This is a genomic window from Fuscovulum ytuae (assembly GCF_029953595.1).
In the GTDB taxonomy this organism is placed as follows: Bacteria; Pseudomonadota; Alphaproteobacteria; order Rhodobacterales; family Rhodobacteraceae; genus Paragemmobacter; species Paragemmobacter ytuae.
Genome location: NZ_CP124535.1, coordinates 2232445 through 2247904, shown reverse-complemented (window position 1 = coordinate 2247904; position 15460 = coordinate 2232445). Strand labels below are relative to the sequence as shown.

Sequence of the window (15460 nt, the reverse complement as noted above, 5' to 3'; positions counted from 1 at the left end):
TCACTGGCCGACGAATTCGGCGAATTCGGTGACGCCGACGTTCTGATACATCAGGCGGACCACATCGTAATCGGCATCCGTGACCGTCGCGTTGAAGGAGCCGCCGATGTATTTGGCGTTCTCTTCCGTCGCGGTGACGGCGGCGAGCATGTCGGCACCCTTTTCGGCAAAGGTCTTGCGGACGGTTTCCACGACTTCAGGCGCGACATCGGGCGAGGCGAGCAGCACATCATCGGGAAGCTGTTCGCCCTTCACGAGGATGCGGAACTTCTGATCCGGGAACTTGGACGTGACCGAGTCGATATGGGTGCGGTTCATGCCGATGGCGGCGATTTCGCCTTTGATCATCGCCTCGACCGCGACATTGCGGTTCAGGAAGACGGGTTCATAGTCGGTGGCATAGGTCAGGCCCGCATCAGAGAGCAGGGTGACGGGGCCAAGATGCTGGGACGTGGAGCCGATCTCGCCGAAGGATATCTTGGCGCCCTTCAGATCATCGGGCGTCTGGATGGCCGAGCCATCGAGGACGACGACGGAGGACCAGTAATCCGGGCGGACCCAGGTCACGACGGGCTGGGCGTCGAGGCGGGCGTTGAAGACCACATATTCGGCGGGGCCGGTGAGGACGAAGTCGACCTGACCCGCAGCCATCGCCTCGACCGCGACAGTGCGGCCGGAGACGGGGAAGAACTCGACCGTGAGGCCGGAGGCTGCTTCGAACGCCTCTTTGAAGGGGCCCATTTCGCGCTGGACCGCTTCCATCCCGTCGATATCGGTGAAGGCGAAGCGGATGGTTTCGGCGGCGACGGTCGGGGTGGCGGCAAGAATGCTTGCGGCGATCAGGCCCGGCGCGATCAGGGTCTTGGCGAGGAAGGACGTCATGGCGGTATCCCGTTCATGGTGGATGACGGGGTTCCGCATAACAGGGCGGTGTGACGCCCCGGCAAAGGCCGGGTGACGCAGGCGCGACGGTTCGGTGACGATTGGGTGACGGTAGGGGGTGTTTTACGAATGACCGTGCGGGAATTTGTCAGGCGGGGGTGAAGGGCGCGCGATCCAGATGGACGGCTTCGCCCGTCATCGCGCTTTGCTGGGCGGCCATGCCGATGGCCGCAGCCCACCAGCCATCTTCGAACCCCACCTCGGCGGTCTGTTCGCCGGCGACCATGCGTTGAAAGCCGCGATGTTGGTAGAAGGTGGAACCGTTGTGATCCCCTGCGGCAAGGAGGGCTGGATCGACAGGGATATCCAGTTCCACCGGACCGGCGGGCTGGCGCGGGCTGAGGATGACTTTGGGCACCGGGGCCGCGCCCAGATGGGCGGGCCAGAAACGGCCGGGGCCGGGGACGAGGCATTCGATCTTGCCCATGGGGCCGGTGGCGGAAATCTCTTCCTGATAGCGGCTGCCTTCGGCGAACATGCAGAGTTCGAGCATCGCGCGCAGCCCGGAGGCGAAGTCGACGATGACATAGGCATGATCCCAGATGTCGGAGCGCTGGCCATCATAGACCTCGTCCAGATGGTTGACGGCCTGCCCGCCGCTGGCCATGACGCGGACCGGATTGCAGCCTGCGACAAGGCGCATCAGATCGAAGAAGTGGCAGCATTTTTCGACCAGCGTGCCGCCGGAATTGCGGTTGAAGCGGTTCCAGTCGCCCACCTTGCGCAGGAAGGGGAAGCGGTGTTCGCGGATCGTCAGCATGCGGACGCCCCCGGTGGCGGCGGCGGCCTGTTGCAGGAAGTGGGCGACGGGGGGCATGTAGCGGTATTCCATCGCCACCCAGATCGGCGCGGGATAGGCTGCGCGCAGGCGCGCAAGGCGCGGCGCATCGGCGGGATCGGTGAAAAGCGGCTTTTCGCAGAGGATTGGCAGGGGGCGGATGGCGGCAATCTGTTCCAGCTGGCCCAAATGCATATGGTTGGGGCTGGCGATCAGAAGGGCGTTCACCTCCGGGTTGGCCAGAACCTCGGCCACGCTGCCCACCATTTGCGCGTCTGGCACGAGCGTGGCGGCGGCGGCGCGCATGTCAGGGTCGGGTTCGAAGATGGCGGCGACGGAGGCCCCGTCCAAAAGGGCGATGTTGCGCAGGTGTTCCTGCCCCATCATTCCGCAACCGATGATCCCGTAACGCAGCATGGGTGTTTTCCTATCTGAGGCGCGCGACATAGCGCATGGTGTCGGGGTCGTACCAGGTGAGCGAGGCTTCGACCGAGCGGCCGTCCTGCGCCCAGCTGACCCGCGTGATGAGGGGAAGCGGAGTGCCGGGGGCATGGGGAAAGTCGGGCGGGGCCCAATCGGGGAGGGGGCCTTGGCCGATGCTGTCTTCGGCGCGGGCGATCCAGATGCCCAGACGCTGACGGTAGAAGAGGTAGAGGGATTCAAGCAGGTCGGCCGGGGCGATGCGGTCCACCTCGGCGGCGTCGAGCCAAATCTCCTCGACCGCGGCGACGGTGCCGGAGAGGAAGCGGAGGCGGCGGATGCGGTGACCTTCGGCGTGGCGGCCAAAGGGCGGCAGGGCAGGGGATTTCGGCACGCGGTCCACGGAAAGGACGCGGGCGGTGGGAAGGCCGCCGCCTTCGATCCGCTCTAGCCGGAAGAGCGCATAGACCGAGGCCGCATCGGCCCGCGCGCGGATATAGTTGCCCGATCCTTGCACGCGTTCCAGCAGCCCCTTTTCCGTCAGGGATTTAAGTGCTTGCCGGAGCGTGCCAACCGCGATGCCAAGAGACGCCGCCATATCGCGTTCGGGGGGAAGCCTTTCGCCGTCGATCAGGCGGCCCGAGGCGATATCGCGGATCAGGAGTTCGGCGATCTGCTGATAAAGCGGCAGCGATCCGGGGTGGGCCATCACGTCGCATCCAGAATTGATACATGATTGATCTACATCAAAGCGGATGCTACGCAAGAGGAAAGCACGAAAGCGGAGTCACAGAATCATGTCCGTCGTTCCGATCACCTCGCCCGATCTGGATGCGTGTGAGGTCAGCTGGTTCGGGGCCCTGTGTTCGGATGATTACCAGTTCCTTGGTGTGCCGGATGGCGATCTGCGGTCAAGCTGGGCGCATTGTTCGGACATCGTGAAACGGGCCGAGGGGCATGGGTTCCGCAATATCCTGTGCCCGTCCTCTTATCAGGTGGGGCAAGATACGCTGTCTTTCGTGGCGGGCTGTGCACCGATCACGGAGCGGATCAATTTCCTCGCGGCCATCCGTTGTGGCGAGATGCAGCCCGTGATGCTGGCGCGGACGGTGGCGACGCTGGATCACATGTTGCAGGGACGGCTGACGTTGAACGTCATCTCGTCGGATTTTCCGGGCGAGGTGGCCGACAGCGCCTATCGCTATCGTCGCAGCCATGAGGTGGTGGAGATTCTGCGTCAGGCATGGACGCAGGACCATATCGAATATCATGGTGATATTTATCATATCTCCAAGATCACGTCGGACCCGGCGCGGCCGTATCAGCAGAATGGCGGGCCGCTTTTGTATTTCGGGGGCTATTCGCCCGATGCGTTGGAACTGTGCGGGGCGCAATGCGACGTCTATCTGATGTGGCCGGAGACGAAAGAGATGCTGGCCAAGCGGATGCAGGATGTGCATGCGCATGCCGAGCGGCATGGCCGGACGCTGGATTACGGGCTGCGGGTGCATATGATCGTGCGGGATACCGAGGCCGAGGCACGGGATTATGCCGATTACATCGTGTCCAAGCTGGATGACGAATATGGCAAGCTGATCCGCGACCGGGCGCATGATTCCATCAGCCTTGGCGTGGCGCATCAGGCGCGGGCGCGCGAATTGGCCGATCAGTTCGGCTATGTGGAGCCACATCTGTGGACGGGGATCGGGCGCGCGCGGTCGGGCTGTGGCGCGGCGCTGGTGGGATCGGTCGATCAGGTTTGTTCGAAGATCGAGGAATATCGGGCCATGGGGATACGGGCCTTCATTTTTTCGGGCTATCCGCATCTGGATGAATGCGATCATTTTGGGACCAAGGTGATGCCGGAGTTGAAGACCTGTTCGCTGCCCCATGCCTATGGAAGGGTGCCTGCAACGACCCCGGCAACCCCCCTTGGAAATGGAGTGCGTCGGTGATGAGCATGGAGCGGGTTACGCTGGGACCGATCACGATGTCGCGGCTGGTCTATGGCATGTGGCGGCTGGGTGATGATGCCGACACAAGCGCCGCCCATGTGCAGGCGAAGGTGGAGGCCTGTCTGGCGCAGGGCATCACCACGATGGATCAGGCCGATATCTATGGCGGCTACGCTGCCGAGGCCTTGCTGGGGGCTGCGCTGCGGGCGGCCCCCGGATTGCGCGACCGGATCGAGATCGTGACGAAATGCGATATCGTGGCCCCGGTTGGGCGGCATGCGGCGGCGCGGGTGAAGTATTACGATACCTCGGCGGCGCATATCACCGCATCGGTGGAAACCAGCCTGCGCGAGATGGCGACGGATCGGATTGACCTGTTGCTGATCCATCGCCCCGATCCATTGATGGACCATCACGAGACGGGCCGCGCGCTGGATGCGTTGGTGGCAGGGGGCAAGGTGCGGGCGGTCGGGGTTTCAAACTTTCGCCCATGGGATACGCGGCTGCTGCAATCGGCCATGTCGACCCCTTTGGTGACGAACCAGATCGAGTTGTCGCTGACCTGCCGGGACGCCTTTACCAATGGCGATCTGGCCTTTCTGCAAGAGCGGGGGATCGCGCCGATGGCGTGGAGCCCGCTTGGCGGCGGGCGGCTGAGGGCCGAGGCGCGGGATGGGCTGGCCGCGCGGCTGGATGCGATTGGGGCCGAGGCGGGCACGGATTGGACGGCGGTGGCGGTGGCGTGGCTGCTGCATCATCCGGCGCGGATCATTCCGGTTCTGGGGACCAACACCCTGTCGCGGATTGCGGCGATTTCGGATGCGTTGCGGGTGCCGATGGACCGCCAGACGTGGTTCGAGCTGCTGACGCTGGCGCAAGGGCATGAGGTGGCCTGATGGCGGATGGCGGCATGCAGGGCGAGGCGATCGTGCCGGATGCGGGGCAAGCGCGGCAGTACCGCGATGCGCTGGGCCGTTTTGCCACGGGGGTGACGCTGGTCACCGTCGCGGGGCCGGCGGGGCCGATGGGGTTTGTCGCCAACAGCTTTGCGAGCCTGTCGCTGGACCCGCCCTTGGTGCTGTGGTCGCTGGCGCGGGCGTCGCGGCGGTTTGCGGCCTTTGCCGGGGCGCGGCATTATGCGATCCATGTGCTCGGGCAGGATCAGGCGGGCTTTCCGGCGCGGTTCGGGCGCGAGGGCGTGGGGTTCGACGGGCTGGACTGGCGGGCGAATGCCGAGGGCGTTCCGGTTCTGGACGGCACGCTGGCGCGGTTTGAATGCGCGCAGGACGCCACGCATGAAGGCGGGGATCATCTGATCATCGTGGGCAGGGTCCTGCGATTGACCCTTGAGGAGGGGGAGCCGCTGGTTTTCGCGAAAGGCAGGTTCGGACGGTTTGACGGTTGACCCTGCGCAAGCGGGGATGAGGGGAGGAGACGTGGCGGCATTATTGGCCATCTGCAACGGCCTAAGCAGGTTGAACGCTGCTGTGTTGACGCTTGGCCGCTGGCTGGGCGCTGCTTTCCTTGGCGTGATGGTCATTGCCATTCTGGTGCAGGTCTTCTTCCGCTATGTCCTTGATAATGCGCTGCCTTGGCCAGAAGAGTTGGCGCGGTTTCTGATGCTGTGGGCCACGGGGTTGATGATCGGGACGGCCTATCGCAGGGGGGGCTTTGTTTCCATCGACATGCTGTCACGGTTGCTGCCTCGGGGGATCGCCGCTTTGCTTGGGTTGATCCTGACGGGCGTTGCGATGGTGGTTCTTTTGAAGGCGGCGGCGATTGGCTGGGCCGAGGTGACGGGCTTTGGCGGGCGGGCGGAAATGGATACGCTGCGGGTGCCGGTCAGCCTTGGCTTCGATGTTTGGATGAAGCTGCCGAAGTCCACGATGATGGCGTCTTTGCTGGTCGGCATCTGGCTGCTGATCGCTGTCAATCTGGAGCTTTTGCTGCGGCAAATCCTTTCCTTGGCGGGCCGCGGTGACGCATTGCTGCCCATTGCCGACGCGGTCAGTCTGGGGGCGGAGTGATGCTGAGCCTGTTCCTGCCGCTTTTCCTTGTTCTGTTGCTGATTGGCCTGCCGGTCTTTTTCGGGCTGATCTTCGCGCCTGCGGTGCTGCTGTGGATGAACGGGCAGGAGCGCGACATCGTCCTTTTGTACCGCAATGTCTATAACGGGATGGACAGCTTTCCGTTGATGGCGATCCCGTTCTTCATGATCGCGGGCGAGGTGATGAACCGGTCCAACATCACCCTTCGGCTGGTCGAGTTCAGTCAGGCGATGATGGGCCATTTGCGCGGCGGGTTGGCGCATGTGAATGTGCTGTCCTCGATGCTGTTTGCGGGGCTGTCGGGGTCTGCGGTGGCGGATGTATCGGCGCTTGGGTCGATGCTGATCCCCGCGATGGAACGGCAGGGCTATACCCGACGCTTTGCCGCCGCGATCACCGCCGCATCGTCGATCATCGGGCCGATCATCCCGCCTTCGGGCATCATGATCATCTACGCCTATGTCATGGGCGAGAGTGTGGCCGCGCTGTTCTTGGCGGGGATTGTTCCGGGCATCCTCATCGGCGGCGGTCTGATGCTGTGCATCCATTTCTTGGCCGACAGATACGACCTGCCTGCACGGACGCAGAAGGCCAGTTGGGGAACGCGTGGCAAGGCCAGCCTGAACGCCATTTGGCCGTTACTGACGCCCGTCATCATTCTGGGGGGCATTCTGGGCGGGATTTTCACCCCGACCGAGGCCGCGGCTGTGGCGGTGGGCTATTCCGTTCTGATCGGTCTGTTCGTGCTGCGGACGCTAAAGCTTTCCGACCTGTCCGGCATTCTGATCCGGGCGGGCCTGACCTCGGCCGTTGTGCTGTTGTTGGTGGGGGCGGCGATGGCCTTCAAGACGGTTGCGGCGCTTGCCCATACACCGGAAATCCTTGCCGGTTTCATCCTGTCGCTGTCGGACAATCCGCTGATCCTGCTGTTCCTGATCAACATCCTGCTGTTCATCGTGGGGATGTTTCTGGACGCAGGTCCCGCCATCATCATCCTCGGGCCGATCCTGGGGCCGATCTTCACCGCACTGGGTGTTGATTCCGTGCATTTCGCCATCATCATGGCGGTCAACCTGACGGTTGGCCTGTTGACGCCGCCGATGGGGCTTGTGCTGTTCGTCACCTCTGTTGTGTCGGGGCTGAGGGTCGAGACCGTTGCCAAAGCGACCCTGCCATTTCTGGCGGTGGAGGTTCTGGTGATCTTCCTGATCACCTACTTCCCCGCAATCTGCCTGACGATCCCGCGCTTTTTCGGGTTCGTGAACTAACCTTGAGACGAGTTAAAAAGGGAGGAAACCATGCTCAAGAACACCCTTCGGTCCGTGGCGCTTGCCGCGCTTTTGGCCGGAACGGCCGGGGCCGCGCTGGCGCAGGACATCATGCTGCGCGCCACCGCCAATTCCAACGAACAGGACGAGGATTACGACGGTCTGGTCGTGTTCAAGAACTATGTCGAGAACGCCTCGAATGGCGCGATCGGGGTGGAGATCTTCATGGGCACCCAACTGTGCGCCAAGGGGGATGAATGCCTTGCCGGGGTCGCGGATGGCACGATCGACATCTACATCTCGACCAGTGGCGGGGCGGCGGGGCTGTTCCCCTATATTCAGGTGCTGGACCTGCCCTATCTGATGAGCGATGACCGCGTGGCCGAAGAGGTGCTGACGCGCACCGATTTCACGGCAAAGCTGCGGGCGATGGCCTTGGCGGATTCGGACGACAAGATCCGGCTGATGACCATCGGCAATACGGGCGGCTGGCGGAACTATGCCAACACCCAGCGTCGCGTGGCGGCACCGGGCGATCTGGCGGGTCTGAAGATGCGCACCGTTCCTGCGGACCTGCCGCAGACGTTGGCCACCACGCTTGGGGCATCGCCGACGCCGATTCCGTGGCCGGAACTGTTCACCTCGCTTCAGACCGGGGTGGTGGAAGGTACGGCGAACGGGATCACCGACATCATGTCGATGAAGTTCACCGATGCGGGGATCAAATACCTGACGCTGGACGGGCACAGCTATATGGGCGCCTTCTGGTGGATGGGGAATGATCGGTTCAAGTCGCTGACCCCGGAGCAGCAGCAGATCGTTGTGGATGGCTTTGCCGCGCTGCAACAGGCGACCTTTGCCAGCCCGAAGCGCAAGGAAATTCAGGCCTATGCCGATTTCCGCGCGGCAGGGGGTGAGATCTATGTGCCCACCGCCGAGGAAAAGGCGGCCTTCAAGGCAGCTGTGAACCCGGTTTTTGACTGGTTCAAAGCCAATGTGAAGGGCGGGCCGGAGGTTCTGGACGCCTTCACGGCGGCGGTGACGAGCGCGGAAGCCTCGGTCAGCGCGGCACGGGCGGGCGACCTGAACTAAGGCTGCTGGCGTAGATGATGGGGTGCAGGGGGGCGATGGCCTGCCTGCACCTTTTTTATTGGGATTTCGGGTGATCCAAGGGCAGGCCAAGCGTGACGGAGGAAGACCGCTCACGCGCCTGTGCGGATTGTAGGGTTTTCGGGAAATTGGTCGGAGCGAGAGGATTCGAACCTCCGACCCCCTGCTCCCGAAGCAGGTGCGCTACCAGACTGCGCTACGCTCCGACCGTGTGGGGGTGGGTTACAGCCCCCTTGCGGCATTTGCAAGGGGTGGGCGCGTCAATCCTGCCTTTCGGGAATGCCCATGCGGCGCATCATGACACTGACGCGCGGCATGGTGGCGGTTTCGGCGCGGCTGCGGGTGGAAAGGACGGGGCGGTTGCCAGAGACCGAGGGCGTGCCTTCGCGCAGGACGATGTAGATGCCGGAGGCGATGATGATGGCGGAGCCGATGGCGGTGAAGCGGTTGATCGATTCGTCGAAGAGAAGCGTGCCGTACAGGGCGGCCCAGAGGATTTGGGAATATTGCATGGGCGCGACGATGACGGCGGGCGCGGTGCGATAGGCCTTGATCACGAGAAGGCCCGCGAGGAAGGAAAAGAGCGCGATGATCCCCATGAGGCCGAGATCGGTGATCTGCATCGGTTCATAGACAAACGGGAGTGCCGCACCCATCGCCAGCACGTTGCCGAGCATCGGGTAAAGCATGAGGACGGCGGAGCGTTCCTCTTTGCCGATCTTGCGCACGATGACGGAGCCGAGCGAGGCCGAGACGGCGGCGGCCAGCGCCGCGAGATGGCCAAGTTCAAGGTCGGCCTGACCGGGGCGGAGCACGACGAGAACGCCGATCAGCCCGACGACCACCGCCGCGCCGCGATGGATGCCGACGCGTTCGCCCAGCATCGGAATGGCCAGAACGGTGATGAGCAGCGGCATGGAAAAGAAGATTGCGTAGCACTGGGCGAGCGGGAGGGTGGAGAAGGCGTAAAAGGCGAGCACCCCGCTGATGACGGCACAGACGGCGCGCAGCAGGCTCCACCATGGATGGCGGGGGACGAGGTTTTCGTCGCGCCGGTCGCCCATCAGCATGACGGAGAGAAGGGGGAAGGACAGAAGGCCGGAGAAGAAGATGATCTGAACGGCCGAGAAGCTGCTGCCGAGATATTTCACCACGACGTCATGGGTGGCGTAGATGCCAAAGGCCGCCAGCGACAGCGCGGCGCCCTTGAGGTTGGAGTGCGAGCTGGTCATCGGGGGCCTTTGGTCCGGCGCGGAGTGATCCTGTTCCGGTCATGGACCGGGACGCGCGCGGGCGCAAGGTGCGGTTGTGGCCTTGGGGTAAGGATGGGCGCATTGGCCCATCCTACAGGCCCGACGGTATGCGGTAGGATGGGCTGTTCTGCCCATCCTCCGGATCAGAGCGAGGCGTCCAGCGCGGCGAGGATCGCGTCGCCCATCTGGCTGGTCGAGACGGGGGTGCCGCCTTCGGGGCCCATCAGATCGGCGGTGCGGACGCCATCGGCGAGCACCTTTTCAACCGCGGCCTCCACGCGCTTTGCCTCATCCCCCAGATCAAAGCTGTAGCGCAGCGCCATGGCGAAGGAGAGGATGCAGGCGATGGGGTTGGCCTTGCCTTGGCCCGCGATATCGGGGGCCGACCCGTGGACGGGTTCGTAAAGCGCCTTGGGGCGGCCATTGGCCATCGGCGCGCCGAGGCTGGCCGAGGGCAGCATGCCGAGCGAGCCAGTCAGCATCGCGGCGGCATCCGACAGAAGGTCGCCAAAAAGGTTATCCGTGACGATCACGTCAAACTGCTTGGGCCAGCGGCACAGCTGCATGGCGCCGGCATCGGCATACATGTGCGACAGTTGCACGTCGGGATATTCGCGGTCATGCACCTCTTGCACCACCTGACGCCAGAGGATGCCGGATTCCATGACATTGGCCTTCTCCATCGAGCAGACCTTGTTGTTGCGGCGGCGGGCGAGTTCGAAGGCCGAGCGCGCGACGCGGGCGATTTCGGATTCCGTGTAGCGCTGGGTGTTGATGCCGACGCGTTCATTGCCTTCGGTGAAGATGCCGCGGGGTTCGCCGAAATAGACACCGGAGGTGAGTTCGCGGACGATGACGATGTCGAGGCCAGCCACCACCTCTTTCTTCAGCGAAGAGAAATCGGCCAGCGCGTCAAAGCATTGGGCGGGGCGGAGGTTGGAATAAAGGTCCATCTCCTTGCGCAGGCGCAGAAGGCCGCGTTCGGGTTTCACCGAGAAGTCGAGATTGTCATATTGCGGGCCGCCGACGGCACCGAGGAGGACGGCGTCCACTTCCTGCGCCTTGGCCATGGTGTCATCGTGCAGGGGGGTGCCGTGCTTGTCATAGGCGCAGCCGCCGACGAGGTCTTCAGACACGTCGAAGGTAATGCCGCGTTTCGTGCCGAACCAGCCGATGATCTTTTTCACCTCGGCCATGACTTCGGGGCCGATTCCATCGCCGGCGAGGATGAGAAGGGAGGGGTTGGCCACGGTGGCGCTCCTGCTTTTGGGGTGTTGGGCGTGGCCTAGCGGGTCGTCGGGGGCTGGTCAAGGCGGCAAAGGATTGGGGGCTGCGGGTGGCGTGATGTCGACCCAGACAGGGTAGTGGCGCGAGGCGGTGGCGAGGGTTCCGGCGAAGGGATCACCTGCGGGCGGCCAGAGGACGCCCGAAGCGGTGACCGCCAGATCGCGCGAGGGCAGGATGTAGTCGAGCCTGAGGCCGCCGAGACGGGGGTAGAAGACGGTATCAAGGTCGGGGTCGCCTTTCTGGGTGGGTTCCGTCCGGCCATGGCTGCCACGGGGGGCGGGGTCTTGCAGCATCGGATGGGCGAGCAGGGCGGCCAGCGCTGCGGGGCGGCCATCGCCATCGGCCGGGTCGAGATTGGCATCGCCGATCAGGAGGAAGGGTTGTGTCGGGGGCGGGGTGGGCAGGGTGCCATCAAGGAGGTGCAGCCAGAAGGCCGCCTCATCATGGTTGCGTCGGCCATTGCGGTCTTCGGGGCCGTCGAAGACGGGCGGGGTGGCGTGCCATATGAGCAGCGTGAGGGGCAGGCCATCGGGCAGGGCGACGGGCAGTTCAAGGTGGCTATGGGAGGACAGGCGCTGGATCGCGGCGAGGGCGGGGGTGATGGGCGGCATCAGGTGGCCCGGCAGATCGCGCCAGAGGTAGGTGGAATGATCGGTGGCGCGATCTGTCATCAGGGGCAGGCGCGACAGGATGGCGGTGCCGCCTGCGCCGGGAAAGCGGCCCCAGCCTTGCGCATCGGCGGGATCATGGGTGGTGCCGTTGCCGTCAACATCATGGCCTGTGGGTTGGCCGCTATTGGGGCGGGGGGCATGCAGATGGGGGTAGGGAAGCCCAGCTTCGGCCAGACGTTGCGCGAAGGCGGTGAGGGCCAGAAGATTGGGATCGTAATCCACTCCGGTCAGCACAAGGATATCGGCATCGAGCCGGATCAGCACCGCGACAGCGGCGGCGATGGCGGGGTCTTTCCCACGGGAGATATCCTGCAACAGAAGGCCGGGGCCGGGCCGTTCCAGCCCGATATTCCATGTTGCGATGCGGAGGGTTTCGGCCTGCGCCTGAACGGCGGCAAGGCAGGCGGCGAGGATCAGGCCAGCTGCGCGCCTGCTTCGGCCAGCGCCGAATTGGCGCGGCGTTTTTCGCGGATCATCTGGGCCAGCCGAAGCATGGCGATGCCGCGCATGAACAGGCTGGCGGGGAAGAAGGCCCATGCTGCCGTGATCCAGATCAAGGTATGTGGTGCCGTCACCACTGCCGGGTCGAGCCCGCCCATGGTGAGATGCGCCACGGCTGGCAACAGGAATGGCAGGAGAAACCCTAAGGAAATGTTAATGCGCGCGTCACGTTCGAGGCGGGCCACGATGTCGGAGACGCTGGTCGGGTCGAAGGTGGGCAGATTGACCCAGACGTTGAAGGTGCGACCTGGGCGCGGCCAAGTGCGGCGCATCAGGAAAGAAAAGACGAAAAGCGCAAGCAGCGTCGTCAGATAGGCGGTGCCTGCGGCGGTGCGAAGGGCGGCAATTTCGGTCGCCGATGCTGTGTCTGCCAAAGCCTCGGTCGCCAGACGAACGGGGCTGTAGGGGAAATCCATCGCCTGCCCGATCAGCATGCCCACCGCCGTGATAAGGTCGGTCAAAGTGGACGGCAGATCGCGCCCGCGTTCGATCAGGGTCAGCGCAAAGACCGTGACGGCAAGCAGGGCAAAACGGGTGCGATTGAACGGCGGCGCATCCCGGAATTCGACAAGACCGGGGGCATCGGCATTGTATTCAACATAGGTTAGGGCCGCCGCAAAAAGCGCGACAAGCGCCACCGTCTGCTGCGCATCGACCGAAAGGCCGGGGACAAGCATGGAAGGCGCAAGCACAAGTGCCGCAACGATGAACGCGCGAAAAATCGCCCCTGTGACCCGTGACGCCACTACCCTGTTTCCTTCCCGTCGTTGGACCACGGGTTTGCCCCGCATGACCGTTTCGACGATTTCCCGCACATTATGGCGGACTGCCTCAATCTTGCCCAATTTGTGCCAACTTTCGAAAACTCTGACAACACACCTTCAGAGGTATGGGTGGGATTTCGGGCCATTTCGCGGGCAAGGTGTCGCGCAATTGCATCAAGACGCGGGCAAGAAAAAGGCCGCCCCGTGGGGCGGCCCTAGATGTTGTGGGTAACAGAGTGTTGGCCGCTAATCAGGCCCAGGGGCGCAGGGTCGCTGCTTTTTGTTCAAAGCTGTCGATTGCGGCGGCTTTTTCCAGCGTCAGGCCGATGTCATCCAGCCCGTTCAAGAGGCAGTGCTTGCGGAAGGGGTCGACCTCGAAAGAAAAGGTCTGGCCATCCGAGGTGGTGACTGTCTGCGCCTCAAGGTCGATGGTGACACGGGCATTGGCGCCTTTTTTCGCATCGGCCATCAGCACATCCACCTGATCCTGCGGCAGGACGATGGGCAGGATGCCGTTCTTGAAGCAGTTGTTGAAGAAGATGTCGGCAAAGCTGGTGGAGATCACGCAGCGGATGCCGAAGTCGAGCAGCGCCCAAGGGGCGTGTTCGCGCGACGAGCCGCAGCCGAAGTTATCGCCCGCGACAAGGATTTCGGCCTTGCGATAGGCGGGCTGGTTCAGGACGAAATCGGGGATTTCTTGCCCGTCCTGCGTATAGCGCATCTCATCGAACAGGTTCTTGCCAAGGCCCGAACGTTGGATCGTCTTCAGGAACTGTTTCGGGATGATCATATCGGTGTCGATATTGACCAGCGGCATGGGCGCCGCGATGCCGGTGAGGGTGGTGAATTTGTCCATCGGTCTATTCCTTACACCTGTTCCGACATCATCTCGCGCACATCGGTCAGGTGACCGGTGATCGCGGCGGCAGCGGCCATGGCGGGCGACAGGAGATGCGTGCGTCCACCGCGGCCTTGGCGGCCTTCGAAGTTGCGGTTGGAGGTGGCGGCGCAGCGTTCGCCGGGGCTGAGCTGGTCGGGGTTCATGGCAAGGCACATGGAGCAGCCCGCCAGACGCCATTCAAAGCCCGCATCGATGAAGATTTGGGCCAGACCTTCCTCTTCGGCCTGCGCGCGCACAAGGCCCGATCCGGGGACGACCATGGCGCGTTTGACCTTGATCTTCTTGCCCTTCAGGATCGCAGCGGCGGCGCGGAGATCTTCGATCCGGCCATTGGTGCAAGAGCCGATGAAGACCGTGTCGATGGCGATATCGGTCAGCTTCATGCCCGGCGTCAGGCCCATATAATCGAGCGAGCGCTTCGCCGCATCGACCTTGCCGCCGGTGAAGTCTTCGGGGGACGGCACGGTGCCGGTGATGGGCAGCACGTCTTCGGGCGAGGTGCCCCAGGTGACGACGGGGGCGATATCTTCGCCCTTGATCGTCACGACCTTGTCGAAATGCGCGCCTTCATCGGTGAAGAGGGTCTTCCAATAGGCAAGCGCTGCCTCCCATTTCGCGCCTTTCGGGGCGTGGGGGCGGCCCATCACATAGGCGAAGGTTTTCTCATCCGGTGCGATGAGGCCGGCGCGAGCGCCGCCTTCGATGGCCATGTTGCAGACCGTCATGCGGCCTTCCATCGACAGTTCGCGGATGGCTTGGCCGCAATATTCGATGACGTAGCCGGTGCCGCCCGCCGTACCGGTTGCGCCGATGACGGACAGGGTGATGTCCTTGGCGGTGACGCCGGGACGCAGGCTGCCGGTGATTTCCACCTTCATGTTCTTGGATTTCTTCTGGATCAACGTTTGCGTCGCCAGAACATGTTCCACTTCGGAGGTGCCGATGCCGTGGGCGAGTGCACCAAAGGCGCCATGCGTTGCCGTATGCGAGTCACCGCAGACGACAGTCATGCCCGGCAGCGTCCAGCCCTGTTCGGGGCCGACGATGTGGACGATGCCTTGGCGGATGTCGGACACCGGATAGTAGTTGATGCCGAAATCCTTGGCGTTCTTATCCAACGCCTCAACCTGAATCCGGCTTTCTTCGTTGTCGATATGCGTGTCGCGGCCCGCGGTCGTGGGGACGTTGTGGTCCGGCACGGCGATGGTCTTTTCCGGGGCGCGGACTTTGCGGCCCGTCATGCGCAGGCCTTCGAAGGCCTGCGGCGAGGTCACCTCATGCACGAGGTGGCGGTCGATATACAGAAGGCAGGTGCCGTCTTCGGCCTGATGGACGACGTGATCATCCCAGATCTTGTCATAGAGGGTGCGCGGAGCGGTCATGGCTCATCTCTTTCGGATATGGCTGTGGGGGTGGCGCAGAGCGCCGATGACGCGGGAAGGCGTCAGATAAGTCGTGCGAGGACGGACCGGCTTTCGCGGGTGAAGCGCCAAGGCAGGCGGGCGTGATCGGCCATGTCGAAGAAGCGGGTCATGCGGGGCTAGATACGCTCGAATCCCTTG

General features: G+C 63.5%; 15 protein-coding genes and 1 tRNA gene. 6 read left to right on the top strand and 10 right to left on the bottom strand.

Annotation, left to right across the window (positions count from 1 at the left end; translation table 11 throughout):
* The 3 genes from QF092_RS10915 to QF092_RS10905 all read right to left on the bottom strand — a co-directional run bounded on the left by QF092_RS10915 (position 1) and on the right by QF092_RS10905 (position 2849).
* Positions 1 to 882: a PhnD/SsuA/transferrin family substrate-binding protein gene (locus tag QF092_RS10915; RefSeq protein ID WP_281463932.1), complete on the bottom strand. Its 882-nt coding sequence runs from the start codon at positions 880 to 882 to the stop codon at positions 1 to 3.
* 148 nt (positions 883 to 1030) lie between these two features.
* Positions 1031 to 2137: a Gfo/Idh/MocA family protein gene (locus QF092_RS10910; RefSeq protein WP_281463931.1), complete on the bottom strand. Its 1107-nt coding sequence runs from the start codon at positions 2135 to 2137 to the stop codon at positions 1031 to 1033.
* A 10-nt stretch (positions 2138 to 2147) separates the two neighbouring features.
* Positions 2148 to 2849: a GntR family transcriptional regulator gene (locus QF092_RS10905; protein WP_281463930.1), complete on the bottom strand. Its 702-nt coding sequence runs from the start codon at positions 2847 to 2849 to the stop codon at positions 2148 to 2150.
* Positions 2850 to 2937: 88 nt separating this feature from the next.
* Between QF092_RS10905 and QF092_RS10900 the strand changes: the two genes are divergently transcribed.
* Genes QF092_RS10900 through dctP form a run of 6 tightly spaced genes read left to right on the top strand, consistent with a single transcriptional unit; the run spans position 2938 to position 8503 of the window.
* Positions 2938 to 4095: an LLM class flavin-dependent oxidoreductase gene (locus QF092_RS10900; protein ID WP_281463929.1), complete on the top strand. Its 1158-nt coding sequence runs from the start codon at positions 2938 to 2940 to the stop codon at positions 4093 to 4095.
* Between the two features lie 5 nt (positions 4096 to 4100).
* On the top strand, positions 4101 to 4991 hold the full coding sequence (locus tag QF092_RS10895) for an aldo/keto reductase (protein ID WP_281469927.1): 891 nt from the start codon (positions 4101 to 4103) through the stop codon (positions 4989 to 4991).
* The gene (locus QF092_RS10890) at positions 4991 to 5500 is read left to right on the top strand and encodes a flavin reductase family protein (protein WP_281463928.1); all 510 of its coding nucleotides are present in this window, start codon (positions 4991 to 4993) and stop codon (positions 5498 to 5500) included. The genes QF092_RS10895 and QF092_RS10890 overlap by 1 nt, the downstream gene beginning before the upstream one ends.
* A gap of 31 nt (positions 5501 to 5531) precedes the next feature.
* Positions 5532 to 6122 (top strand): TRAP transporter small permease, encoded by a 591-nt coding sequence (locus QF092_RS10885; RefSeq protein WP_281463927.1) that lies wholly within the window; start codon positions 5532 to 5534, stop codon positions 6120 to 6122.
* Positions 6122 to 7411 carry a TRAP transporter large permease gene (locus tag QF092_RS10880; protein ID WP_281463926.1) on the top strand — a complete coding sequence of 430 codons (1290 nt, stop codon included), beginning with the start codon at positions 6122 to 6124 and terminating at the stop codon, positions 7409 to 7411. The genes QF092_RS10885 and QF092_RS10880 overlap by 1 nt, the downstream gene beginning before the upstream one ends.
* Positions 7412 to 7441: 30 nt before the next feature.
* Positions 7442 to 8503, top strand: a complete 1062-nt coding sequence (dctP, locus tag QF092_RS10875; protein WP_281463925.1) for a TRAP transporter substrate-binding protein DctP — start codon at positions 7442 to 7444, stop codon at positions 8501 to 8503.
* Positions 8504 to 8650: 147 nt separating this feature from the next.
* Here dctP and QF092_RS10870 read toward each other — a convergent pair.
* The 7 genes from QF092_RS10870 to leuC form a co-directional block, all read right to left on the bottom strand.
* Positions 8651 to 8727: transfer RNA gene (locus tag QF092_RS10870), tRNA-Pro, on the bottom strand.
* A 54-nt stretch (positions 8728 to 8781) separates the two neighbouring features.
* On the bottom strand, positions 8782 to 9753 hold the full coding sequence (locus QF092_RS10865) for a DMT family transporter (RefSeq protein ID WP_281463924.1): 972 nt from the start codon (positions 9751 to 9753) through the stop codon (positions 8782 to 8784).
* Between the two features lie 164 nt (positions 9754 to 9917).
* Positions 9918 to 11024, bottom strand: coding sequence for a 3-isopropylmalate dehydrogenase (gene leuB, locus QF092_RS10860; protein WP_281463923.1), 1107 nt, complete (start codon positions 11022 to 11024; stop codon positions 9918 to 9920).
* A gap of 57 nt (positions 11025 to 11081) precedes the next feature.
* The gene (locus QF092_RS10855) at positions 11082 to 12080 is read right to left on the bottom strand and encodes an endonuclease/exonuclease/phosphatase family protein (RefSeq protein WP_281469925.1); all 999 of its coding nucleotides are present in this window, start codon (positions 12078 to 12080) and stop codon (positions 11082 to 11084) included.
* 65 nt (positions 12081 to 12145) lie between these two features.
* Positions 12146 to 12979 carry a hypothetical protein gene (locus QF092_RS10850; protein ID WP_281463922.1) on the bottom strand — a complete coding sequence of 278 codons (834 nt, stop codon included), beginning with the start codon at positions 12977 to 12979 and terminating at the stop codon, positions 12146 to 12148.
* Between the two features lie 268 nt (positions 12980 to 13247).
* Complete coding sequence (gene leuD, locus QF092_RS10845) at positions 13248 to 13853, bottom strand: 3-isopropylmalate dehydratase small subunit (RefSeq protein ID WP_281463921.1); 606 nt, start codon at positions 13851 to 13853, stop codon at positions 13248 to 13250.
* 11 nt (positions 13854 to 13864) lie between these two features.
* Complete coding sequence (gene leuC / locus QF092_RS10840; RefSeq protein WP_281463920.1) at positions 13865 to 15280, bottom strand: 3-isopropylmalate dehydratase large subunit; 1416 nt, start codon at positions 15278 to 15280, stop codon at positions 13865 to 13867.
* Positions 15281 to 15460 lie beyond the last annotated feature (180 nt).